The 23721-nt window shown below is 64.6% G+C and carries 19 protein-coding genes; 15 read left to right on the top strand and 4 right to left on the bottom strand.

Translation table 11 applies throughout. The annotated features are described in order from the left end of the window. Nucleotides 1–166 precede the first annotated feature (166 nt). Complete coding sequence (locus NMG10_RS09045; RefSeq protein ID WP_254464207.1) at nucleotides 167–4147, bottom strand: bifunctional nitrate reductase/sulfite reductase flavoprotein subunit alpha; 3981 nt, start codon at nucleotides 4145–4147, stop codon at nucleotides 167–169. Between the two features lie 319 nt (nucleotides 4148–4466). Here NMG10_RS09045 and NMG10_RS09040 point away from each other — a divergent pair, with 319 nt between their 5' ends. From NMG10_RS09040 to NMG10_RS09015, 6 genes are all read left to right on the top strand, one after another. After that, on the top strand, nucleotides 4467–4670 hold the full coding sequence (locus tag NMG10_RS09040) for a ParD-like family protein (RefSeq protein WP_050703975.1): 204 nt from the start codon (nucleotides 4467–4469) through the stop codon (nucleotides 4668–4670). Continuing rightward, entirely contained in the window at nucleotides 4667–5446 is a 780-nt protein-coding gene (gene map, locus NMG10_RS09035) for a type I methionyl aminopeptidase (RefSeq protein WP_232855778.1), read from the top strand. The genes NMG10_RS09040 and map overlap by 4 nt, the downstream gene beginning before the upstream one ends. Before the next feature lie 192 nt (nucleotides 5447–5638). After that, entirely contained in the window at nucleotides 5639–6361 is a 723-nt protein-coding gene (locus NMG10_RS09030; RefSeq protein ID WP_050703977.1) for an FKBP-type peptidyl-prolyl cis-trans isomerase, read from the top strand. 279 nt (nucleotides 6362–6640) lie between these two features. Next, complete coding sequence (locus NMG10_RS09025) at nucleotides 6641–7081, top strand: YkvA family protein (RefSeq protein WP_050703978.1); 441 nt, start codon at nucleotides 6641–6643, stop codon at nucleotides 7079–7081. 90 nt (nucleotides 7082–7171) lie between these two features. Further along, a complete protein-coding gene (locus tag NMG10_RS09020) occupies nucleotides 7172–7516 on the top strand; it encodes a helix-turn-helix transcriptional regulator (protein ID WP_203647798.1) in 345 nt (114 codons plus the stop codon). Next, the gene (locus NMG10_RS09015) at nucleotides 7513–7881 is read left to right on the top strand and encodes a hypothetical protein (protein ID WP_050703980.1); all 369 of its coding nucleotides are present in this window, start codon (nucleotides 7513–7515) and stop codon (nucleotides 7879–7881) included. Before NMG10_RS09020 ends, NMG10_RS09015 begins: the two co-directional genes overlap by 4 nt. A 69-nt stretch (nucleotides 7882–7950) precedes the next feature. Here the strand turns inward: NMG10_RS09015 and NMG10_RS09010 are convergent, their stop codons facing one another. Beyond that, a complete protein-coding gene (locus tag NMG10_RS09010; protein WP_254464206.1) occupies nucleotides 7951–9708 on the bottom strand; it encodes a bifunctional diguanylate cyclase/phosphodiesterase in 1758 nt (585 codons plus the stop codon). Between the two features lie 108 nt (nucleotides 9709–9816). Beyond that, nucleotides 9817–11898, bottom strand: a complete 2082-nt coding sequence (locus NMG10_RS09005) for a carboxy terminal-processing peptidase (protein WP_203647797.1) — start codon at nucleotides 11896–11898, stop codon at nucleotides 9817–9819. 144 nt (nucleotides 11899–12042) lie between these two features. On the opposite strand from NMG10_RS09005, the gene NMG10_RS09000 reads away from it, so the two are divergent. Further along, on the top strand, nucleotides 12043–13005 hold the full coding sequence (locus NMG10_RS09000) for an NAD(P)H-quinone oxidoreductase (RefSeq protein WP_254464205.1): 963 nt from the start codon (nucleotides 12043–12045) through the stop codon (nucleotides 13003–13005). 149 nt (nucleotides 13006–13154) lie between these two features. On the opposite strand, the gene nadB is transcribed toward NMG10_RS09000, so the two are convergent. Beyond that, nucleotides 13155–14756: an L-aspartate oxidase gene (gene nadB / locus NMG10_RS08995; RefSeq protein WP_203647795.1), complete on the bottom strand. Its 1602-nt coding sequence runs from the start codon at nucleotides 14754–14756 to the stop codon at nucleotides 13155–13157. Nucleotides 14757–15192: 436 nt separating this feature from the next. Here nadB and rpoE point away from each other — a divergent pair, with 436 nt between their 5' ends. The 8 genes from rpoE (at nucleotide 15193) to era (ending at nucleotide 23694) form a co-directional block, all read left to right on the top strand. After that, nucleotides 15193–15774, top strand: coding sequence for an RNA polymerase sigma factor RpoE (rpoE, locus tag NMG10_RS08990; protein WP_010220971.1), 582 nt, complete (start codon nucleotides 15193–15195; stop codon nucleotides 15772–15774). 31 nt (nucleotides 15775–15805) lie between these two features. Next, nucleotides 15806–16396, top strand: a complete 591-nt coding sequence (locus NMG10_RS08985; RefSeq protein WP_203647794.1) for a sigma-E factor negative regulatory protein — start codon at nucleotides 15806–15808, stop codon at nucleotides 16394–16396. A 13-nt stretch (nucleotides 16397–16409) separates the two neighbouring features. Next, the gene (locus NMG10_RS08980; RefSeq protein ID WP_203647793.1) at nucleotides 16410–17375 is read left to right on the top strand and encodes a MucB/RseB C-terminal domain-containing protein; all 966 of its coding nucleotides are present in this window, start codon (nucleotides 16410–16412) and stop codon (nucleotides 17373–17375) included. 167 nt (nucleotides 17376–17542) lie between these two features. Next, nucleotides 17543–18982, top strand: coding sequence for a DegQ family serine endoprotease (locus tag NMG10_RS08975; RefSeq protein ID WP_232855782.1), 1440 nt, complete (start codon nucleotides 17543–17545; stop codon nucleotides 18980–18982). Between the two features lie 306 nt (nucleotides 18983–19288). Then, nucleotides 19289–21088 (top strand): translation elongation factor 4, encoded by a 1800-nt coding sequence (gene lepA, locus NMG10_RS08970; protein ID WP_110739522.1) that lies wholly within the window; start codon nucleotides 19289–19291, stop codon nucleotides 21086–21088. A 5-nt stretch (nucleotides 21089–21093) separates the two neighbouring features. Beyond that, nucleotides 21094–21948: a signal peptidase I gene (lepB, locus tag NMG10_RS08965; RefSeq protein WP_110739523.1), complete on the top strand. Its 855-nt coding sequence runs from the start codon at nucleotides 21094–21096 to the stop codon at nucleotides 21946–21948. A gap of 161 nt (nucleotides 21949–22109) precedes the next feature. After that, nucleotides 22110–22799, top strand: a complete 690-nt coding sequence (gene rnc / locus NMG10_RS08960) for a ribonuclease III (RefSeq protein ID WP_028690123.1) — start codon at nucleotides 22110–22112, stop codon at nucleotides 22797–22799. Next, complete coding sequence (gene era / locus NMG10_RS08955) at nucleotides 22792–23694, top strand: GTPase Era (protein WP_203647791.1); 903 nt, start codon at nucleotides 22792–22794, stop codon at nucleotides 23692–23694. Before rnc ends, era begins: the two co-directional genes overlap by 8 nt. Nucleotides 23695–23721 lie beyond the last annotated feature (27 nt).

Here is a 23721-nt window from a genome sequence, read left to right as displayed (position 1 = left end):
CGCCGTTGGTCGTTGGGGCTGTTGTGCATTGGGTGAAGCAGGGAGTGTGCCAGGCTTCCGGTCATCGCGGGGCAAGCCCGCTCCCACAAGGGTTGCAGCTTTGTGCGTGTGCTGGCCAGGTGGTGCGGCCGCACAAGCAGGGTGCAGCCCTCACCACCGTGGTGCATCAATACACATCCCGCCGGTAGCGCTTGTCCCGTCCCAAACCTTCGACATAGGCCGCTGCCGCGGTCTCGTCCAGGCCGCCGTGCCGCGCCACCACCTGTCGCAAGGCCGCATCCACATCCCGGGCCATGCGCTGGGCATCGCCACAGACATACACATGCGCGCCATCCTGCAGCCAGCGCCACAGCTCGGCGCCCTGTTCCAGCAGGCGTTGCTGCACATAGATCTTCTGCGGCTGGTCGCGGGAGAACGCGGTGCTCAGGCGCACATGGCCCTGTGCTTCCCAAGCCAGCAACTGCTCGCGATAGTAGAAGTCGTGCTCCTCGTGCTGCTCGCCGAAGAACAGCCAGTTGCGGCCAGACGCAGCGCGTTCCCGGCGTTCTTCGAGAAACGCCCGGAAGGGCGCGATGCCGGTGCCGGGGCCGATCATTACGATGGGCGTGCCGTCGTCGTCGGGCAGGCGGAAGTGTCTGGATGGTTGGGCAAAGATGGCCACTTCGACGTCCGCAGCACGGTCGGCGAGAAAGGCCGAGCAGACCCCCTTGCGTTCACCGTAGCGCACTGTGGACACCGTCAGGTGCACCTGCCCGGGATGCGCCTTGGGGCTTGAGCTGATCGAGTACAGCCGCGGCTGCAAGGGCTTGAGCAAGGTCAGCCAACGGCTCAGTGGCCATTGCCGGGGAAACTCGCGCAGCACATCGGCCAGTTGCCGGCCCCATAGCCAGTCCTTGAGCGCGGTCTTGCACTCAGGCTGCAACAACTGTTGCAGAGAGGGTGCGTTTTCGCTGAGCGCTTCGAGCTGTCGTGGCGTGACACGGGCAATCTCCAGATGCCGTTCCAGCGCCAGGCTCAGGGGCATCGGCGTCTGACCTTCAAGCTCGACCACGGCCTGGCCATCGAGTTGCATCAGGCTGAGCAGCTCCTGGACCAGCGCCGGGCAGTTGCGCGGCCACACGCCCAGGGCATCACCGGGCTGATAGTCCAGGCCGCTACTCGTGAGGTCGAACACCAGTTGGCGGGTTTCCTTGGTCGAGCCGGGGCCGTTGAGCAGGCGGTTCTGCACCAGGCGCGCAGGCCATGGCTGGTGCCTGCCGTGAGATTCGGCGGTTGCTGGTGCCGATGTCGCGGGGGTGTTTGTGCCGAGGGCCGCCAGCAGGGCCTCGAGCCACGCACTGAATGCGGCATCGAAATCCGGCTCGCAGTCGACCCGCTCCAGCAGGCGTTGGCCGCCCAGTTCCGCCAGGCGCTGGTCGAGCTTGCGACCGAAGCCGCAGAACTGGTCGTAGCTGGAGTCGCCCAGGGCCAGTACCGCATAGGGCAGCTTGACGCAATCGACGTCGCCCGCGCCCTGCAGGGCCTGCCAGAACGAGGCGCCACTGTCCGGGGCGTCGCCGTCGCCGAAGGTGCTGGCAATCAGCAGTACGCTGGCGCAGCCGCGCAGTTGCGCCGGGCTGACACCTTCCATGCTGCTGAGCTCCACCTTCAGCCCTGCCTCGCGCAGGCGTTTAGCGCAGCGCTCGGCCAGCGCCTCGCCGTTGCCGGTCTGCGAGGCCCACAGCACGCGATGGCAAGGTAATCCTGCCTGTGCCTGAGGCTGGGCGAACAGCCCCGCCAGCAGACCATCGACGAACAGGCGTCGGGGCGGCGCCAGCGGTGCGTTAGCCGGCAGGCTTGGCACGCCTTCGGCCCGCGCCTGTTGCAGGCCGAGCAGGAAACCTTGCAGGTAATGCCGCTCCTCCTCGGCAAGCACCGGGGCAGGCTGTGTCTCCAGGCCCAGCAGGCGGGCGAGGGTGGCGGTCGGCATGGTGACGGGCTCCGAAGGAATGGCGACGTTCAGGTCGAGGGCCTCGATGCGTTCGCCCGCGACCCGTTCGAGGGTCACGGCGCAGTACTTGAAGGCCGGTTGCAGCGAGGTGGGGTCGACGGCGTCGCTGGTCAGCGCGTTGATCGCCAACTGCTCGCCGTACAGGTCATTCCAGTGGAACGGCGCGAAGCAGCCACCAGGCAGCACCCGGTTGCTGAGACGGGCCGGCAGCAGCGCCTGGCCACGGCGTGAACGGATTGCCACCTGGTCCTTGTCGCGGATGCCCAGGCGCCGGGCATCGTCGGGGTGGATCTCGACAAAGGGGCCGGGCTCGAGCCGGTTCAGGCTCGGGACCTTGCCGGTCTTGGTCAGGGTGTGCCACTGGTGTTGCACGCGGCCGGTGTTGAGGACAAAGGGGTAGGCGTCGTCCGGCAGCTCGGCGGGCGCCAGCCAGGGCCGCGCATGAAAACGCGCCTTGCCGCTGACGGTCGGAAAGGCCAGTGCCGCTGGCTGGCCGTGTTCGTCGTTGCGATAGCGCAGCGGGCTGCGGTCATCCTCGCGCCCCGGCGCGCAGGGCCACTGCCGGGGGCTGGCGCGCAGTCCGGCATAGTCGATGCCGCGCAGGTCGTAGCCGGTGTCCGGGTTATGGAAGTGGCGGATCTCATCGAACACCGCCTCGGCGTCGGGGTAGTCGAAGGCATGCGCGTAGCCCAGGGCACAAGCGATGCGCGCGATCAGGCGCCAGTCTTCCAGGCTTTCGCCGGGTGGCTCGACGGCGCGGGGCATCAGGGTCAGGTTGCGCTCGCTGTTGATCATCACCCCTTCACCCTCGGCCCACAGCGCCGCCGGCAGGAGAATGTCGGCGTAGCGGTTGGTCTCGGTGTCGAGGAAGGCGTCCTGGCTGATCACCAGTTGCGCCTGGTTCAGGCCGTCGATCACCTGCTGGCGGTTGGCGACGCTGGCCACCGGGTTGCTGCAGATGATCCAGCAGGCCTTCACCTCGCCGCTCTTGAGCTGTTCGAACAGCGCCACGGTGCCTTCGCCGCCCTCGCTGCGCAACGTGCCGGGCGCCAGCTGCCATTGCCGCTCGACGAAGGCGCGGTGCGCCGCCACCTGTGCCGAGCGTTGGCCCGGCAGGCCCGGCCCCATGTAGCCCATCTCGCGGCCGCCCATTGCGTTGGGCTGGCCGGTCAGCGAGAACGGCCCGCTGCCGGGGCGGCAGATGGCGCCGGTGGCCAGGTGCAGGTTGCACAGGGCATTGCTGTGCCAGGTACCGTGGATGCTCTGGTTCAGGCCCATGGTCCAGCAGCTCATCCATTCGTCGGCCTCGCCGATCAGGCGGGCGGCTGCGCGGATGTCGGCCTCGTCCAACCCGGTGATGGCCGCGACCCGCTCCGGGGTGTAGTCCGCAAGAAACGCCGGCAGGTCCTCCCAGCCCTCGGTATGGCGGGCGATGAAATCCGCGTCGGTGTGGCCGTTGGCATGCAGCAGATAGAGAAGGCCATTGAGCAACGCCAGGTCGGTGCCCGGACGCAGTTGCAGGAACAGGTCGGCCTTGTCGGCGGTGGCGCTGCGTCGGGGGTCGACGACGATCAGCCTGGCCCCGGCCTTGAGCCGGTCCAGCAGGCGCAGGAACAGGATCGGGTGGCAGTCGGCCATGTTCGCGCCGATCACCAGGAACACCTCGGCACGCTCGAAATCCTGGTAGCTGCCCGGCGGTCCGTCGGCGCCCAGCGACTGTTTGTAGCCGCTGCCGGCACTGGCCATGCACAGCCGTGAGTTGGACTCGATATGGCGGGTGCGGATGAAGCCCTTGGCCAGTTTGTTGGCCAGGTACTGGGCTTCCAGCGACATCTGCCCGGACACGTACAAGGCCACGGCATCCGCGCCATGGATGTCGATGATCGCGCGCAACCGCGCGGCGGTTTCGCTGATGGCCGTGTCCAGGCTGCGGCGCGCCGGCTGCTGGTTGCGCTGGTCGCGCACGAAGGCGTGGGCCATGCGCCCGGCCTGCAGCGGCACATGGGCACTCTGGCCCTTGGTGCACAGGCGGCCGAAGTTGCTCGGGTGCTGCTTGTCGCCACTGACCTTGACCACCTTGCCATCGCTCACGTGCATGACGATGCCGCAGCCGACCCCGCAATACGGGCACACACTGCGCACTTGGCTGTCGCTCATCGGCAATCTCCTGCTGATGAAACGACAAAGGCGCCGGCTGCCCGGCCTGCAAATGGCAAGCGGGGCAACACGGCGCCTTCGTCGTGATGGGAGGGGACCATCGGCGTTGATGGTCTCGATGCCATATGGGGCAGCAAATCCCGGGCCATGTCATCGCGGGGCAAGCCCGCTCCCACGCCCCGCAGGTGAGCACGCGTGGGCGCGGGCTTGCCCCGCGATGGGCGTGCACCGATACGGGGAGCCACGCACCAGCGGATGGCACATGCAATTGGATGAGTATATGATTCACATACGTTTTATATATGCGAGTAACTGCACCATGGGCATCGTCAAGATCTCCGACGACCTCCACGAAGACCTGCGCGTGGCCAGCGCCGCGCTGTCGCGTTCGATCAACGCCCAGGCCGAGCACTGGATCCGCATCGGCATGCTGGCCGAGCTGCACCCGCAAGCGACCTACCAGGAACTGCTGCGCCAGTTGCTGCGCCAGGAACAGGCCAACCTCAAGGAGTTGCTGCAATGAGCAAGGTCATCCTCAAGGACGCCGCCGAGCTCAAGCTGATGCGCAACGCCGGCCAACTGCTCGCCCGGGTGTTCGCCGACCTCGACGGTTTCATTCGCCCCGGGGTGACCACGATGCAGATCAACGACCGCGCCGAGGCCTTCATCGTCGAAACCCTCAAGGCCCGGCCGGCGAGCAAGGGCCAATACGGTTTCCCCTATTCGCTGAACACCTCGGTGGACCATGTGGTCTGCCATGGCATGCCCAAGGTCGACGAGGTGCTCAAGGAAGGCTCGATCGTCAACGTCGACATCACCCTGGAGCAGGGCGGCTACATTGCCGACTCGTCGAAGATGTACTGCATCGGCCAGATCGGCGACGAGGCCAGGCGCCTGGTCGACACCACCTATGCCGCCTTGTGGAAGGGCATCGAGCAGGTGCGCCCCGGCGCGACGCTCGGCGATATTGGCCATGCCATCCAGGCCCACGCCGAGGCCGCCGGCTACAGCGTGGTGCGCGAGTACTGCGGGCACGGCATCGGCCGGCAGATGCACGAGGCGCCGGAGGTGCTGCACTACGGCCAGCGCGGCCTGGGCATGCCGCTGCAAGCGGGGATGGTGTTCACCATCGAGCCGATGATCAACCAGGGCGGGCGCGGCACGCGCGGGTTGCGCGATGGCTGGACGGTGATCACCCGCGACCACAGCCTGTCGGCGCAGTGGGAACACACGGTGGCGGTGACCGAGAGCGGATTCGAGGTGCTGACGCTGCGAGAGGAAGAGCAGCGGGTTGTATGAAATTCTTCCGGCAACACGCCTTTGAACCGTCAATACTGGCCATTGGCTTCAAGCGCCGAGGATGAACAACCTTTCACCCAGGAACTTCCTGCGCGCAACCCGCTCTTATGCCGGTAGCCATTGGTCGCGGCCGCCTGCTAAGCTCGCGGCTTTACCCTGATTGCCCTCATGGCGCATGAACAAGGAAATTACATGAAACAGCATCGTTTGGCGGCCGCGGTTGCCCTGGTAGGCCTGGTCCTCGCGGGCTGCGACGCCCAGACCAGCAGCGTCGAGCTGAAGACTCCGGCACAGAAGGCCTCCTACGGTATCGGCCTGAACATGGGCAAGAGCCTGGCCCAGGAAGGCATGGACGACCTGGACTCGAAAGCCGTCGCCCAGGGCATCGAGGACGCGGTAGGCAAGAAAGAGCAGCGCATCAAGGACGAAGAGCTGGTCGAAGCCTTCACCGCCTTGCAGAAGCGCGCCGAAGAACGCCTGGCCAAGGCCAGCGAGGAAGCTGCCGCCGCCGGCAAGAAATTCCTTGAGGAAAACGCCAAGAAGCCTGGCGTGATCACCACCGCTTCGGGCCTGCAGTATGAAGTGGTCAAGAAGGCCGACGGCCCGCAACCCAAGCCGACCGACGTGGTCACCGTCCACTACGAAGGCAAGCTGACCGACGGCAAGGTCTTCGACAGCTCCGTCGAGCGCGGCAGCCCGATCGACCTGCCGGTCAGCGGCGTGATCCCGGGCTGGGTCGAAGGTCTGCAACTGATGCACGTCGGCGAGAAGTACAAGCTGTACATCCCGGCTGAGCTGGCCTATGGCGCCCAGAGCCCGAGCCCGCTGATCCCGGCCAACTCGGTCCTGGTCTTCGACCTGGAACTGATTGCCATCAAGGATCCGGCCAAGGCCGACCAGGCACCGGCCAAGTAATACCCGGCCCGTTGCAAGAAGACGCCCCGTTTCGACGGGGCGTCGTCGTTTTCAGTCCGGCTTGACGCGAACCGTCGGCGTCATTCACTGTCGCAAGCAGTAGCCGCGCAGACACGGGTGCCGGTGTCGCAAAACGTTTGCGCGATTGAAACGGTTGTGTAAAAAACGCCCGATTCGTACCTGGCCCTTGCCCGGCGGGCACCACGCGGCGCCAATGTCGCCCTGTTCACAAGGTTATCCACAATAAATGTGGATAACCCCTGCTCCTCTGGAGGTCCCATGAGCGCACCCTGGAATTTCGCCCGCTTCCTGCCCTTGGCCGAGCGCCTGCTCAGTCGTGGCCGGCTGCCGGCCCTGTTGTTCGCGGTGGCCCGCAAGGGGCCGAAGCTGGGCCAATTACGCGAGGACCTGCGCCTGATGCAGGCGCTGTGCCTGGCCTGGTGGCGTGGCGAGTACCGCGCCGTCAGCCCCAGGGCGCTGGTGACCATCGTTGCCGGGCTGCTGTATTTCGTCAGCCCCCTGGACGCCATCCCCGACTGGTTGCTGGGTGTCGGCCTGCTCGATGACATCGCCGTGCTGGGCTGGGTGCTCAAGACCGTGGCCGATGAGCTGGGCCGTTTCAAGGCCTGGCGCGATGCCCAGTCGCCGGAACGGCTGCGGGTGGTCGAGCGCCTGCCTGATACTCCCGAGGCCCTGCGCCTTGAGCGTCCTGGCAGCTGATTCCGCACAGACCCCCGAGGTTGGTAATATAATTGGCATAAGGGTTATGCCTACGGATTACATGCCGTAATCCAACGTCAAGGGGGTTGTATGGGTATTCAGGTCATCAGCCGGGACGGTCAGCCCGAGTACGCAGTGGTTCCCTGGGAGCAATATCAGAAGTTGCTGGCGGCCGCAGGCCAGGCGCCGGCCGTAGCTCCCGACTCAGTCAGTCACAACGAGAGCACTCAACCGAGCGCCAGCCAGTCCTCCCTGGACCAGCTGGCGTCCTTGCGTCAGGCCAAGGGCCTGGCCCCGGAGCAACTGGCACGCAGTGTCGGCATCAGCCCGGCCTACCTGGCGATGATCGAGTCCGGGGAGCGCCGCCCGGACGCTGCGATCCTGCGCAGCCTGGCCTGGCACCTGGGCGTGGCCGGCTGGAGCGAGCCGTCATGAGCCAGGTCAGGATCAGCCGTCAGCAGTGGCAGAGCCTGCTGACCGAGCTCGACCTGGCCCGCCGTCAACGCCACCTGCTCACCTACCGTGCGCTGCTCGAGCGTCTGCAATTGCCCAGCCCGGCCATGCAGACCCTGACGGCGGCCCTCGAGTACCTGGCGACGCTCGACGCCCGCGCCGAGCAGCCGCTGCGCAGCTCGCTGGTGATCAGCCAGGGGGCCAGTCGCCTGCCACGCACCGGGTTCTTCGAGTGCGTCGAGCGCCTGGGGCGGTTTTCCGGACCGGTGGATGGCATGGAGGCGGCATCCTGGCATGCCTCGGAAGTGGTGCGGGTGTTCGAGTATCGCTACCCGGAAGAAGCCTGAAATCGGGGCTGTAGGCTGGATTGCGGGAGCCGGCTTGTCGGCGAAAGGACCGCATAGCGGTCCCCTGGTTTAACTCAGCACAGTCGTATCGATCAGGCTCAGGCCTGAGCCACCGCCATCCTTGGCCTGGCGCTTGGCCTGGGAGGCGAGTTCGGCCAGTTGACCGGCATCCAGCCCGTCGCTGCTGTCGGGCTCCAGCCAGACCACGCCGATCGACAGTGACAGCAAGGCGAACGTCTCCCGCTGCCCCTGACGGTTGTGGGCGATGAGGCAGCCGGCCTCCAGGTGTTCGCTACGGTAGAAGCGCCGGCATTGCCGGCCAAAAGCCTCCAGCAGTAATTGCAGGCGCTCGCGCCAGTCCGTCGAACCCAGCACCAGCATGAAGTCGTCGCCGCCGATATGGCCGACGAAATCCCGGCTCGGATCGACGCAATCGTTCAGGCACTGGGCCAGGCACAACAGCACTTCATCGCCTCGGGCGTAGCCATAGATATCGTTGAAGGGCTTGAAACTGTCGATGTCCACGTAACACACAGCCGCCTTGCGCCGCTGCAACAGCAGGCGTGCCAGGCACTGCTGGATCGGCACGTTGCCCGGCAGCAGGGTGAGCGGATTGGCGTGCCTTGCCTGCTGGATCTTCTGCTCGGTGATCAGCTTGAGCACGTCGATCACCCGCCCAAGCCCCAGGTAACGCCCATTCTGGGTGATGATGAAGTCTTCCTCGATACGCTGGCGCGCACGGCTGGTAAGCAGGCGGCTGACCTGCTGCAGCGACTGGCCGCGCTCGACGGCGAGAAAATCCTGGCTCATCAGGCGGCTGATCGGCTTGCGCGCGAACAGGTCGGTGCCGAAAGGCTGGAGCAGGACGTCGGCGAGCGAGTGGCGGTGGACGATGCCACAGGGGCGACCTTGCTCGTCCAGCACGGCGAGGGAGTTGAGGTTGGCCTGTCGACGGAAAGCGTCGAGCACCTGCTGCGTGGCGGTGTCGAGGGTGACCGAGGGTTGCTGGATAAGCAGGGCGCTGAGGTCGCGGCTGTCCTCGCACAGCGCAACGCCCGAGCCTGTCACTGGGGGCGGCAGGCCGAGGCTGTCGCCTGCTGGAAACTCCTGAGGGCGGCCGAGCAGGTAGCCCTGGACCAGGGTCACCCCCATGTCGCCCAGCACTGCCAGCTCCTCGGCCAGTTCGATGCCCTCGGCGATCACCTGGGCGCGGGAGGCACGGGCGATCTGCAGGATGGAGCCGACGAACTCGCGCTTGAGCGGGTCCTGGTGGATGCCATCGATGAAATGACGGTCGATCTTCACATAGTCCGGGCGCAGCTCCGACCACAGGCGCAGGCTCGAGTAACCGGCGCCCAGGTCGTCCAGGGCAATGGAGAAACCCATGTCGCGGTAGTGGTGCAGGGCGTTGTACAGCAGCTGGAAGTCTTCGGTAGGCGTCTGCTCGGTCAGCTCGATGACTACTCGGCTGGGTGCCAGGCCGACCTGTTCGAGCATTTTCAGGGTGCGCCCGGACGGGTAGTCGGGCTCGACCAGGGACTCGGGCGAGACGTTGAGGAACAACAGGCCCGGAAGGTTCAGCTCGCTGAAACGGCGGCAGGCGGTTTCCCGGCACAGCACCTCCAGTTCGGCGAGGCGGCCGGCCTGGCGGGCGATGGCGAAGAGGTTCAGCGGCGAGTGCAGTGGGCTGTTGGACGGGCCGCGGCTCAGGGCCTCATAGCCGAGGATACGCCTTTCAGAGAGGCAGACGATGGGTTGGAACAGACAGTGGACGCTGCGTTGAGCCAGGATGGCGCTCAATGCGCTGAGCTGTTCGGTGACGGTCATGGACTGCTTCCTGAAGTGAAAAAGGCCGGACGCTTGCACGTCCGGCCCTTACATTTCACGACAGTCCGGTGACTGTTTGATGACAGGTCACATTATTTCGCCATCATTTCAGTGCTTGGCCACCGACGTGCTGAGGCCCAGATAGTCGAGCAGGATGCGACCGGTCTCGGACAGGTAGGCATCGTCCTCTGGCTTGGTGTCGTCCGGCTCGGCAGGCAGGGCGTCCTCGTCTTCCTTTTTAAGTTCCTTGAGCGGCTCTTCACCCTTGGCCTTGCGGCGGATGTTCTCCAGTGCCAGCTGCTTGGCCTCGATCTCGTCGTGGCGGGCGCGACGCTGTTGCTCGTTGAGGCTGACGGTCTTCTCGTTCATCAGCTTCTGGGTCAGCGCCAGGCGGTCGCGAATGTAGACGAACTCGGCGTCCTTGTCGCTGCGCGCCTCATGCTGCGCCTTGAGCTGGGCCAGGAACGGCTTGAACGGATCGAAGGCCGGCTTGACCACCGGGCGGATGGTGTCCCACGGCATGGCCTCAGGCAGCGCGCTTTCGCCGATTTCCTTGGTGTCGATGATCGACGGATAGGCGATGTCCGGCAGCACGCCCTGGTGCTGGGTGCTCTGCCCGGAAACCCGGTAGAACTTGGCCAGGGTCAGCTTGAGCTCACCATGGTTGAGTGGCTGGATAGTCTGCACGGTACCCTTGCCGAAGGTCTGGCCGCCGATGATCAGCGCGCGGTGGTAGTCCTGCATGGCACCGGCGAAGATCTCCGAGGCCGAGGCCGACAGGCGGTTTACCAGCAGCGCCAGCGGGCCTTTGTAGAAGGCGCCCGGGTTCTCGTCCTCGAGCACGTCGACACGGCCGTCGGCGTTGCGCACCAGTACGGTCGGGCCCTTCTCGATGAACAGGCTGGTCAGCTCGGTGGCTTCCTGCAGCGAGCCGCCACCGTTGTTGCGCAGGTCGATGACCACGCCGTCGACTTTTTCCTTCTGCAGCTCGGTGAGCAGCTTTTTCACGTCGCGGGTGGTGCTCTTGTAGTCCGGATCGCCTGCGCGATAGGCCTTGAAGTCCAGGTAGAAGGCCGGGATTTCGATGATCCCCAGCTTGTAGTCACGCCCGTCCTGCTTGAGCTTGAGCACCGACTTCTTCGCCGCCTGCTCCTCGAGCTTGACCGCTTCGCGGGTGATCGAGACGATCTTGCTGGTCTGGTCGTTCGGCGCGTTGCTGGCCGGAATGACCTCCAGGCGCACCACCGAGCCTTTCGGGCCGCGGATCAGCTTGACCACCTCGTCCAGGCGCCAGCCGACCACGTCGACCATTTCCTTGTTGCCCTGGGCCACGCCGATGATCTTGTCTGCCGGGGCGACCTGCTTGGTCTTGGCGGCAGGGCCTGCCGGCACCAGGCGCACGATCTTGACCTGGTCGTTGTCGCTCTGCAGCACCGCGCCGATGCCTTCGAGCGACAGGCTCATGTTGATGTCGAAGTTCTCGGCGTTGTCCGGCGACAGGTAGTTGGTGTGCGGGTCGTAGGACTGGGCAAAGGTGTTGATGTAGGCCTGGAAGATATCTTCCGCACGGGTCTGGTCCAGGCGCGCCAGCTGGTTCTTGTAACGCTTGATCAGGGTTTCCTGGATCTGCTTGAGCTCCTTGCCGGAGATCTTCTGGCGCAGCACCTCGTCTTTCACGCGCTTGCGCCACAGGTCGTCGAGCTCGGCCTGGTTCTTCATCCAGGGCGCGTCCTTGCGGTCGACCAGCAGGTCTTCCTTGGCGCTGAAGTCGATCTTGTCGACGCCTTTGTTCAGCTCGCCCAGGGCATAGTCCAGGCGCTGCTTCACGCGGTCCAGGTAGCGCTTGTAGATGGTGAAGCCGGGTTCGAGGTTGCCGCTTTTGAGGAAGTCGTCGAACTGGGTCTTCCACTTGTCGAATTCGGCGATGTCGGCCGCGGTGAAGTAGCTGCGCGACGGGTCGAGCAGCTTGATGTAGCTGTCGTAGATGATGACCGAACGGGCGTCGTCGAGCGGCGGCTTGCTGTAGTGGTGGCGCTTGAGCAGCTCGACGATGTTGAGGCTGGCCACGACCTCGTCGCGGTCCGGCTGCAGGCTGTCCCACTTGTTGGCGGCGGCCGCATTGCCACCGAGCGTGAGGCTGCCCAGGCCGATCATGAGGGCGAGGGCGGTGCTGGGGAGGAAATGCTTCATGCTGATTCGACGTGGAGGCAATTGATCACGCATAGTAGGCCGTCTTTTCCGTTCGCCGGTTCCATCGGAGCCGGACGCATACTGCAAAAAGCCTGGGACGTGCTTATCCCAGGCTCAGTCATATGATTCAACTATGGAGGCACTGTGAAGGCATTGCAAGGCGTTGACGGACATGTGGCGTGGGTCGAGGCCGAGCGCCCGGCCTGCGATGCCGGGCAGGTGCGCATCCGAGTGGCCGCCGCCGGGCTGAACCGCGCCGACTTGCTGCAGCGGGCCGGACTGTACCCGCCACCGCCTGGCGCCAGTCCATATATGGGCCTGGAGTGCTCAGGGATCGTCGAGGAGGTCGGGGCTGGCGCCGATTGGCGCGTGGGCGACCGGGTCTGCGCGCTGCTGGCTGGCGGCGGCATGGCCGAGGAAGTCGTGGTCGACGCCCGGCACGTGCTGCCGGTGCCTGAAGGCCTGAGCCTGCACAAGGCAGCGGCGGTGCCCGAGGTGTATGCCACGGCCTGGCTGAACATCTTCCAGCTGGGCGCGTTGAAAGCCGGCGAGAAGGTGCTGGTGCATGCCGGTGCCAGTGGTGTGGGCTCCGCGGCCATCCAGTTGTGCAAGGCGTTCGGCAACCCGGTGTGGGTCAGTGTCGGTTCGCCGGAGCGCCTGGCCTATTGTCAGTCCCTCGGCGCCGCCGGCGGCGTGGTGCGCAATGACAACCTCGACGATCTGGAGCAGCTCGGGCCGTTCGACGTGATCCTCGACCCGGTGGGCGCCAGCTATGGCCCGCTCAACCTCAAGCTGTTGGCCCGTGACGGGCGCTGGGTGATCATTGGCCTGATGGGCGGGCGCAAGGTCGAGCTGGACCTGGCGCTGGTGCTGGGCAAGCGCCTGGAAATCACCGGTTCGACCTTGCGCAACCGCGATGATGTATTCAAGGCAGAGTTGTTGCGCGAGCTGCGTCAGCAGGTGTGGCCGCTGTTCGCCGAGGGGCGCCTGTCGCCACAGCTGGTCGACACCTACCCGGTGGCATTCGCCGAGGCCGCCTACGCGGAGCTGGCGAGCAACCAGGTGTCCGGCAAGCTGGTGCTGGTGATCGACCCTACACTTGTGTGATCTGGCGCATGCCCCTGTAGGAGCGGCCTTGTGCCGCGAAAGGGCTGCGAAGCAGCCCCGGCGGTTGATGCGTCAATCGATCAACCCTGGGGCCGCTTCGCGACCCTTTCGCGGCACAAGGCCGCTCCTACAGGGATCGCGCAGACTGCCTACGGCACCAGGATGGTGTCCCGGGCCTCGGGCAGCATCCCCGGGTAGTCCAGGGTGTAGTGCAGGCCCCGGCTTTCCTTGCGCTGCATGGCCGAGCGGATCATCAGCTCGGCCACCTGCGCCAGGTTGCGCAGTTCGATCAGGTCGCGGCTGACCTTGTAGTTGCTGTAGAACTCGTCGATCTCGTCCAGCAGCATGCGCACCCGGTGCTCGGCGCGCTGCAGGCGCTTGCTGGTGCGCACGATGCCGACATAGTCCCACATGAACCGCCGCAGCTCGTCCCAGTTGTGGGCGATGATCACGTCCTCGTCCGAGTCGGTCACCTGGCTTGCGTCCCAGCAGGGCAGGGCGCGGGGCATGGCCACCTGCTCCAGGCGCGCCTCGATGTCGGCGGCGGCGGCGCGACCATAGACGAAACATTCGAGCAGCGAGTTGCTGGCCATGCGGTTGGCGCCGTGCAGGCCGGTGAAGCTGGTCTCGCCGATGGCGTACAGGCCGGGCACGTCGGTGTGGCCGTGCTCGTCGATCATCACCCCGCCACAGGTGTAGTGGGCCGCAGGCACCACCGGGATCGGCTGGCGGGTGATGTCGATGCCGAAGGTCAGGCAGCGCTCGTAGACCGTCGGGAAGTGGCTGGTGATGAAATCGGCCGGCTTGTGGCTGATGTCCAGGTAGACGCAGTCCACCCCCAGGCGCTTCATCTCGTGGTCGATGGCGCGGGCGACGATGTCTCGTGGCGCCAGCTCCTCGCGCGGATCGAAGCGCGGCATGAAGCGCTCGCCGTTGGGCAGGCGCAGCAGGGCACCCTCGCCGCGCAGGGCCTCGGTGATCAGGAAACTCTTGGCCTGTGGGTGGTACAGGCAGGTCGGGTGGAACTGGTTGAACTCCAGGTTCGCCACCCGGCAACCGGCGCGCCAGGCCATGGCGATGCCGTCGCCGCAGGCGCCGTCGGGGTTGCTGGTATACAGGTAGACCTTGGCCGCGCCGCCGGTGGCCAGTACGGTGAAGCGCGCGCCGAAGGTGTCCACCTCGCCGCTGTTGCGGTCCAGTACGTAGGCGCCCAGGCAGCGGTCGCCGTCCAGGCCCAGGCGGCGCTCGGTGATCAGGTCGACGGCCACGCGTTGTTCGAGCAGTTCGATGTTCGCGCGTTGCCGAGCCTGTTCCAACAGGGTGGTGAAGATCGCGGCGCCCGTGGCATCGGCGGCATGGATGATGCGCCGGTGGCTGTGGCCGCCCTCGCGGGTCAGGTGGAATTCGAAGCCGCCGTCGTCGACGCTGTAGTGTTCGTCGCGGGTGAACGGCACGCCTTGCTCGATCAGCCACTGGATGGCCTCGCGGCTGTGCTCGACGGTGAAGCGCACGGCGTCCTCGTGGCACAGCCCACCACCGGCGTTGAGGGTGTCCTCGACATGGGACTGCACGGTGTCGGTGTCGTCGAGCACCGCGGCGACGCCGCCCTGGGCCCAGAAGGTCGAGCCGTTGGCCAGGTCGCCCTTGCTCAGCACGGCGATGCGCAGGTGGCGCGGAAGGTTCAGTGCCAAGCTGAGACCGGCGGCACCGCTGCCGATCACCAGGACATCATGTTGGAATTGTTGGCTCATGTCGGGACACTAGTAATCTTTGGAAGGGGCACGGCACAATAGTCGAGCGCAGATGGCACTGTGAAACTATCGTGAAACCTGGCCGGGATGCCTTTATAGCAGCCCCGGGCGCCTGATTTCCAATGGCGCATACGGGTGGATGGCGATCTTTATGGGAACTTTCCGATACCCCTGGAAATCCTATGAAGGCTGCCCGTACGCCACAGATCGCCGCGGCGACGCAAGGCGGCAGCTCTATCTTGGGCTGGCACCTGCGTAATGAAACCAGATTATCGACGCAGCCGGCCGTGACCGCGCTGCGTCTTTCGTGCGAGCCGACCAAGGGCCGCAGGAAACTTGCTTGGAGGGGAGAACTTTTGCGCAAAGCCCGAGTCTATGGTTGCAAGCCTGAACGATGGCTGTTGCAGCGCTCCTTCGAGATCACTGAGGAGTGTTCATGCTAACCCAGGAAGAGGATCAGCAGCTTGTCGAGCGCGTGCAGCGTGGCGACAGGCGAGCTTTCGATCTGTTGGTGCTGAAGTATCAGCACAAGATTCTCGGGTTGATCGTGCGTTTTGTACACGACACCCATGAGGCGCAGGACGTGGCGCAGGAAGCCTTCATCAAGGCATACCGGGCGCTTGGGAATTTTCGCGGTGACAGTGCTTTTTATACCTGGCTGTACCGCATCGCCATCAACACGGCGAAGAACTACCTGGTGTCCCGCGGTAGACGGCCACCAGACAGCGATGTGAGCTCCGAGGATGCGGAGTTTTACGACGGCGATCATGGTCTCAAGGATCTCGAGTCCCCAGAGCGCGCGTTGTTGCGGGATGAAATCGAAGGCACTGTCCATCGCACCATCCAGCAACTGCCGGAAGACCTGCGTACAGCATTGACGCTGCGCGAGTTCGATGGACTGAGTTACGAGGACATTGCCAGCGTCATGCAATGTCCAGTGGGTACCGTGCGCTCTCGAATCTTCCGCGCTCGGGAGGCCATAGACAAAGCCCTGCAACCTTTGTTGCAGGAAACCTGAGACAGCGGCGACAGCCAAGAGAGGAACCGCCATGAGTCGTGAAGCTTTGCAGGAATCGCTGTCCGCGGTGATGGATAACGAAGCGGACGAACTGGAACTGCGTCGCGTGCTGAACGCCGTCGACGATGCCGAAACCCGTGCCACCTGGTCGCGTTACCAGGTTGCCCGCGCAGCCATGCACAAGGAGCTGCTGCTGCCCAAGCTGGACATCGCCTCGGCGGTTTCCGCGGCGCTGGCCGACGAGGCCGTGCCGGCCAAGGTCAAGCAGGGCCCGTGGCGCAGCATCGGCCGCCTGGCCGTGGCCGCTTCGGTGACCGTTGCCGTACTGGCCGGCGTGCGTTTCTACAACCAGGACGAGATCACTGGTGCCGAGCTGGCCGCCCAGCAGCCTGCCCAGCAGGGCCTGAGCATGCCACAGGCGCAAGGCCCAGCCGTATTGGCAGGCTATAGTGAAGGCAACGAGCAACCGACCGGGCCGATGGCCAACGGTGTGCTGCAGAACCAGGCCGGCTGGGATCAACGTCTGCCGGGTTACCTGCGCCAGCACGCCCAGGAGTCCGCGCTGAAGGGCAACGAGACCGCGCTGCCTTACGCCCGCGCCGCCAGCCTGGAAAACCGCTAAGTTAAGGAGGATCATGCGCGCGCTACCTCTCCTGTCGCTGCTGCTTGGCAGCAGCCTGACGGTGCAGGCCCTGGCCGCCAACTCCTCGCCCGAGGCGAGTGAGTGGCTGAACAAGCTGGCACGGGCCGAGCAGCAGCAGAGTTACCAGGGATCCTTCGTCTACGAACGCAACGGCAGCTTCTCATCCCACGATATCTGGCATCGCGTCCAGGACGGCAAGGTCAGCGAGCGGCTGCTGCAGCTCGACGGCTCGGCCCAGGAAATCGTGCGGGTCGATGGCAAGGTGCAGTGCGTCAGCGGCAACCTGGCCAGCAGCGTGGGCACACCGCCGGACAGCGCCCCGCGGGTGCTTGATCCCCTGAAACTGATGAGCTGGTACGACCTGAGCGTGGCAGGCAAATCACGCGTCGCCGGGCGCGACGCGGTGATTGTCGCGCTCACCCCGCGTGACCAGCATCGCTATGCCTTCGAATTGCACCTGGACCGCCGCACCGGCCTGCCCCTGCGCTCGTTGATGCTCAACGACAAGGGTCAGTTGCTCGAGCGCTTCCAGATGACCCGTCTGGACACCGACAATTTGCCGACCGATGCCGAACTGGGGGCCAGCGCGAGCTGCAAACCGGTCGAGCGCAAGGCTGCCGGCACCGCCGAAACCGTCGCCGGATGGCGTTCGGACTGGCTGCCGCCGGGCTTCGAGCTGGTCAACAGCTCGGTACGTCGCGATCCTGAACGCAAGAGCACCGTCAGCAGCCTCATGTATGACGACGGCCTCGCTCGTTTCTCGGTGTTCCTCGAGCCGATCGGCAACGAGGCCGGTATCGATACCCGTGCCCAGCTCGGTCCCACCGTCGCGGTGTCGCGGCGCCTGACCACGCCCAAGGGCAAGGTAATGGTCACCGTGGTCGGCGAGATCCCGCTGGGGACCGCTGAACGTGTCGCCCTGTCGATGCGGGCCCAGGATGCCCAGGCGCGTCAATGACGGCGCGCCTTCTGACAGCTCTTGTTACACAGAGCTGACATGAAATTAAGGCATTGTCATTTGCAATCCTGCCGCAAATTTTCTATAGGTCAGGCTTCTCGGAGTCTGGCCTTTCCTGCGTCTGCGGGAACCTTACTGCTAACTACGCTCGTTGTGACGGGAGCCGTATGTCAATACCACGCTTGAAAACCTACCTATCGATGTTCGCCGCCGTGCTCATGCTCGGCCAGGTGCTCAGCGCCCAGGCCGAAGAGTCCCTGCCGGACTTCACCACCCTGGTCGAGCAGGCCTCGCCGGCGGTGGTCAACATCAGTACCAAGCAGAAACTGCCGGACCGCCGCGTCGCCGCCGGGCAGATGCCGGACCTAGAAGGCCTGCCGCCGATGTTCCGCGAGTTCTTCGAGCGCAACATGCCGCAGCAGCCGCGCTCGCCCCGTGGCGATCGCCAGCGCGAAGCGCAGTCGCTGGGCTCGGGCTTTATTATCTCCAGCGACGGCTATGTGCTGACCAACAACCACGTGGTGGCCGACGCCGACGAGATCATCGTCCGCCTGTCGGACCGCAGCGAACTGCAGGCCAAGCTGGTAGGCACCGACCCGCGCACCGATGTGGCCCTGCTCAAGGTCGAAGGCAAGAACCTGCCGATCGTCAAGCTGGGCGACTCGGAGAAGCTCAAGGTCGGTGAGTGGGTGCTGGCCATCGGCTCGCCGTTCGGCTTCGACCATTCGGTGACCAAAGGTATCGTCAGCGCCAAGGGCCGTACGCTGCCCAACGACACCTATGTACCGTTCATCCAGACTGACGTGGCCATCAACCCGGGCAACTCCGGTGGCCCGCTGTTCAACATGAAGGGCGAGGTGGTGGGCATCAACTCGCAGATCTTCACCCGTTCCGGCGGCTTCATGGGCCTGTCGTTCGCCATCCCGATCGACGTGGCGATCGATGTGTCGAACCAGCTGAAGAAAGATGGCAAGGTCAGCCGCGGCTGGCTGGGCGTGGTGATCCAGGAGGTCAACAAGGACCTCGCTGAGTCCTTCGGCCTGGACAAGCCGGCCGGCGCCCTGGTGGCCCAGGTCCTGGAAAACGGCCCGGCAGCCAAGGGCGGCCTGCAGGTGGGCGACGTGATCCTGAGCATGAATGGCCAGCCGATCGTCATGTCCGCCGACCTGCCGCACCTGGTCGGCAGCCTCAAGGACGGCGAGAAGGCCAAGCTGGAGATTATCCGCAACGGCAAGCGTCAGAATCTGGATGTCACCATCGGCGCGTTGCCTGAGGATGACGCCGACATCGGTCTGGGCGCCGGTGCCGATGGCAGCGCCGAGCGCAGCAGCAACCGTCTGGGCGTATCCGTGTCCGATCTGACTGCCGAGCAGAAGAAGTCGCTGGAACTCAAGGGCGGCGTGGTCATCAAGGAAGTCCAGGATGGTCCGGCGGCCATGATCGGCCTGCGTCCGGGTGATGTCATCAGCCACCTGAACAACCAGGCCATCGCCTCGGCCAAGCAGTTCACCGAGATCGCCAAGGAGCTGCCGAAGAACCGTTCGGTGTCCATGCGTGTGCTGCGTCAGGGGCGTGCCAGCTTCATCACCTTCAAGCTGGCTGAATAAGCGGGTTGAACAGTAGGGAAAGGGCAGCTTCGGCTGCCTTTTTTCATGAAATTTCACAATTCTCTGTAGGAGCGGCCTTGTGCCGCGATCGGGCGCGCAGCGGCCGCAGAGGCACTGTCACCGCTCGCCAGGTGCAGCGCATGCTGGATATTGCGGCCGCTGCGCGCCCGATCGCGGCACAAGGCCGCTCCTACAGTGCGTAAGTGCACCCGATAGAGGAATCTCCCATATCCCTCCGGCTTGAGGTACAATTCCCGGCTATTTTTCGGCGGGCGTCCGGCTCGCAGCCTTTTCGAGTGTTGACCTGTGAGTGATTTGAGTCATATCCGCAATTTCTCCATCATCGCCCACATCGACCATGGCAAGTCGACGCTGGCCGACCGTTTCATCCAGATGTGCGGTGGCCTGACTGCGCGCGAAATGGAAGCTCAGGTTCTCGACTCCATGGATCTCGAGCGCGAGCGCGGTATCACCATCAAAGCCCACAGCGTCACGCTGCACTACAAGGCCCAGGATGGTAAGACCTACCAGCTGAACTTCATCGATACCCCCGGCCACGTCGACTTCACCTATGAAGTCTCGCGCTCGCTGGCGGCGTGCGAGGGTGCGCTGCTGGTGGTCGATGCCGGTCAAGGTGTCGAGGCCCAGTCCGTGGCCAACTGCTACACCGCCATCGAGCAGGGCCTGGAAGTCATGCCCGTGCTGAACAAGATGGACCTGCCCCAGGCCGACCCGGACCGCGTCAAGGACGAGATCGAGAAGATCATCGGCATCGACGCCACCGATGCCGTGGCCTGTAGCGCCAAGAGCGGCATGGGCGTCGACGAGGTACTCGAGCGCCTGGTGCAGACCATCCCCGCGCCGGAGGGCGAGATCGATGCGCCGCTGCAGGCACTGATCATCGACTCCTGGTTCGACAACTACCTGGGCGTGGTCTCGCTGGTGCGCGTGCGCCAGGGCCGCGTCAAGAAGGGCGACAAGATCCTGGTCAAGTCCACCGGCAAGGTGCACCTGGTCGACAGCGTCGGCGTGTTCACCCCGAAACACACCCAGACTGCCGATCTGAAAGCCGGTGAAGTGGGCTTCATCATCGCCAGCATCAAGGACATTCACGGCGCGCCGGTGGGCGACACCCTGACCCTGTCCAACACGCCTGAAGTCGAAGTGCTGCCAGGCTTCAAGAAGATCCAGCCGCAGGTCTACGCCGGCCTGTTCCCGGTCAGTTCCGACGACTTCGAGGACTTCCGCGACGCCCTGCAGAAGCTGACCCTGAACGACTCGTCGTTGCAGTACATGCCGGAAAGCTCCGACGCCCTGGGCTTCGGCTTCCGTTGCGGCTTCCTCGGCATGCTGCACATGGAGATCATCCAGGAGCGCCTGGAGCGCGAATACGACCTGGACCTGATCACCACCGCGCCGAGCGTGATCTACGAGCTGGAGCTCAAGACCGGCGAGACCATCACCGTCGACAACCCATCGAAGCTGCCGGACGTCTCGGCGGTCAACGACTTCCGTGAGCCGATCGTCACCGCGACCATCCTGGTGCCACAGGAGCACCTGGGCAACGTCATCACCCTGTGCATCGAGAAGCGTGGCGTGCAGCGCGACATGCAGTTCCTCGGCAGCCAGGTGCAGGTGCGCTACGACCTGCCGATGAACGAAGTGGTGCTGGACTTCTTCGACCGCCTGAAGTCGACCAGCCGCGGTTACGCCTCGTTGGACTACCATTTCGACCGTTACCAGTCGGCCAACCTGGTCAAGCTGGACGTGTTGATCAACGGCGACAAGGTCGATGCCCTGGCCCTGATCGTGCACCGCGACAATGCCGCCTACAAAGGCCGCGCATTGACCGAAAAGATGAAGGAACTGATCCCTCGGCAGATGTTCGATGTGGCGATCCAGGCAGCCATTGGCGGCCAGATCATCGCGCGGACAACCGTCAAGGCGCTCAGAAAGAACGTACTGGCCAAGTGCTACGGTGGTGACGTCAGCCGTAAGAAGAAGCTGCTGGAGAAGCAGAAGGCCGGTAAGAAACGCATGAAGCAGGTGGGTAACGTGGAAATTCCACAGGAAGCCTTCCTTGCCGTGCTCAGGTTGGATAGCTAGGTCCTATGTCGCTAAATTTCCCGCTGTTGCTCGTCATCGCCGTCGCCGTCTGCGGTCTGTTGGGTCTGATCGACCTGCTGTTCCTGGCCCCGCGCCGGCGGGCGGCGATCGCCAACTACCAGGGCAGCGTCAGCCAGCCCGAAATGGCCGTGGTCGAACGCCTGAACAAGGAGCCCTTGCTGGTCGAGTACGGCAAGTCGTTCTTCCCGGTGCTGTTCATCGTGCTGGTGCTGCGTTCGTTCCTGGTCGAGCCGTTCCAGATCCCGTCGGGGTCGATGAAGCCGACGCTGGAAGTGGGCGACTTCATCCTGGTGAACAAGTTCTCCTACGGCATTCGCCTGCCGGTGATCGACAAGAAGGTCATCGAGGTGGGCGATCCGCAGCGCGGGGATGTGATGGTGTTCCGCTACCCAAGCGACCCCAACGTCAACTACATCAAGCGTGTGGTCGGACTGCCGGGCGACGTGGTGCGCTACACCAGCGACAAGCGACTGTTCGTCAACGGCCAGTCGATCGCCGAGCAACTGGTCGGCAGCGAGCCGGGTACCCTGGGCAGCGCCGAGCTGTACAAGGAAAAGCTCGGTGAAGCCGAGCACCTGATCCGCAAGGAAATGACCCGCTACCGCATGCCGCCGGACCAGCAATGGACCGTGCCGGCCGGTCATTACTTCATGATGGGCGACAACCGCGACAACTCCAACGACAGCCGCTTCTGGGATGACCCGAATATTCCCAAGGAGCTGCACGGCATGGTTCCTGACCGGAACATCGTCGGCAAGGCGTTCGCGGTGTGGATGAGCTGGCCGGAGCCGAAACTCAGCCACTTCCCGAACCTGTCGCGGGTCGGGCTGATCCATTGAGTAACGACGGCGCTGTCCACGGACAGCGCCGATTGCATTTCTGACATAGGCTGTGTTCTCAGGGAGCGAGAGCTTTCGCCGTTTCCGGCGACAGACCGCAGTCAAACCGTCTTTCAGGATGTTGATTTGAACAACGCGTTGAACATTGCACGGGTGGCCCCATGAGCGCTTCCCTGGCCCGCCTGGAGCGCAAGCTCGGCTACACCTTCAAGAACCAGGACCAGATGCTGCTGGCCCTGACCCATCGCAGCTATGCCGGGCGCAATAACGAGCGCCTGGAATTCCTTGGCGATGCCATCCTCAACTTCGTGGTCGGCGAGGCGCTGTTCGAGCGCTTCCCGCAGGCCCGCGAAGGCCAGCTGTCGCGCCTGCGTGCACGCCTGGTCAAGGGCGAGACCCTGGCCCGTCTGGCCCGTGGCTTCGACCTGGGCGAGTACCTGCGCCTAGGCTCGGGCGAACTCAAGAGCGGTGGCTTTCGTCGCGAGTCGATCCTCGCCGACGCCCTCGAGGCCCTGATCGGCGCCATCTACCAGGACGCCGACATGCAGACCGCCCGCGAGCGTATCCTGGCCTGGCTGACCGATGAGTTCGACGGGCTGACCCTGGTCGACACCAACAAGGACCCCAAGACCCGCCTGCAGGAGTTCCTGCAGTCGCGTGCCTGCGAGCTGCCACGCTACGAAGTGGTGGACATCCAGGGCGAACCGCACTGCCGGACCTTCTTCGTCGAATGCGAAGTGGTCCTGCTGAACAAGAAAAGCCGCGGCCAGGGCGTGAGCCGGCGTATCGCCGAGCAGGTCGCCGCTGCCGCCGCATTGATCGCCCTGGGCGTGGAGAATGGCAATGACTGAGAACACTTCGACCCGCTGCGGCTATGTCGCCATTGTCGGTCGCCCCAACGTGGGCAAGTCCACGCTGCTCAACCACATCCTCGGGCAGAAGCTGGCGATTACCTCGCGCAAGCCGCAGACCACCCGCCACAACATGCTCGGTATCAAGACCGAGGGTGACGTGCAGGCGATCTATGTCGATACCCCCGGCATGCACAAGGCCAACGACAAGGCGCTCAACCGCTACATGAACCGCAACGCCTCGGCGGCCCTCAAGGACGTCGACGTGGTGATCTTCGTGGTCGACCGTACCAAGTGGACCGACGAGGACCAGCTTGTGCTGGAGAGGGTGCAGTACGTCACCGGCCCGTTGATCATTGCGGTCAACAAGACCGACCGCATGGAAGAGAAGTCCGAGCTGATCCCGCATCTGCAATGGCTGCAGGAACAACTGCCGAACGCCGAAGTGATGCCGATCTCCGCGCAGCAGGGGCACAACCTCGAAGCGCTGGAAGCCCAGATCGCCAAGCACCTGCCGGAGAACGAACACTTCTTCCCGGAAGACCAGATCACCGACCGCAGCAGCCGCTTCCTCGCCGCCGAACTGGTGCGCGAGAAGATCATGCGCCAGCTGGGCGCGGAGCTGCCGTACCAGATCACCGTGGAAATCGAGGAGTTCAAGCAGCAGGGCCATGTGCTGCATATCCATGCGCTGATCCTGGTCGAGCGTGACGGGCAGAAGAAGATCATCATTGGCGACAAGGGCGAGCGTATCAAACGCATCGGTTCCGAGGCGCGCAAGGACATGGAAGTGCTGTTCGACTCCAAGGTCATGCTCAACCTGTGGGTCAAGGTCAAGGGTGGCTGGTCCGACGACGAGCGCGCCCTGCGGTCGCTGGGTTACGGCGACCTGTAAAGCCTGTACCCCCTCTGTAGGAGCGGC

This window comes from Pseudomonas sp. DVZ6, from assembly GCF_024259445.1.
Taxonomy (GTDB): Bacteria; Pseudomonadota; Gammaproteobacteria; order Pseudomonadales; family Pseudomonadaceae; genus Aquipseudomonas; species Aquipseudomonas peradeniyensis.
Note: the sequence above shows the minus strand (reverse complement) of the source record. Positions and strands in the feature narration are given on the sequence as shown.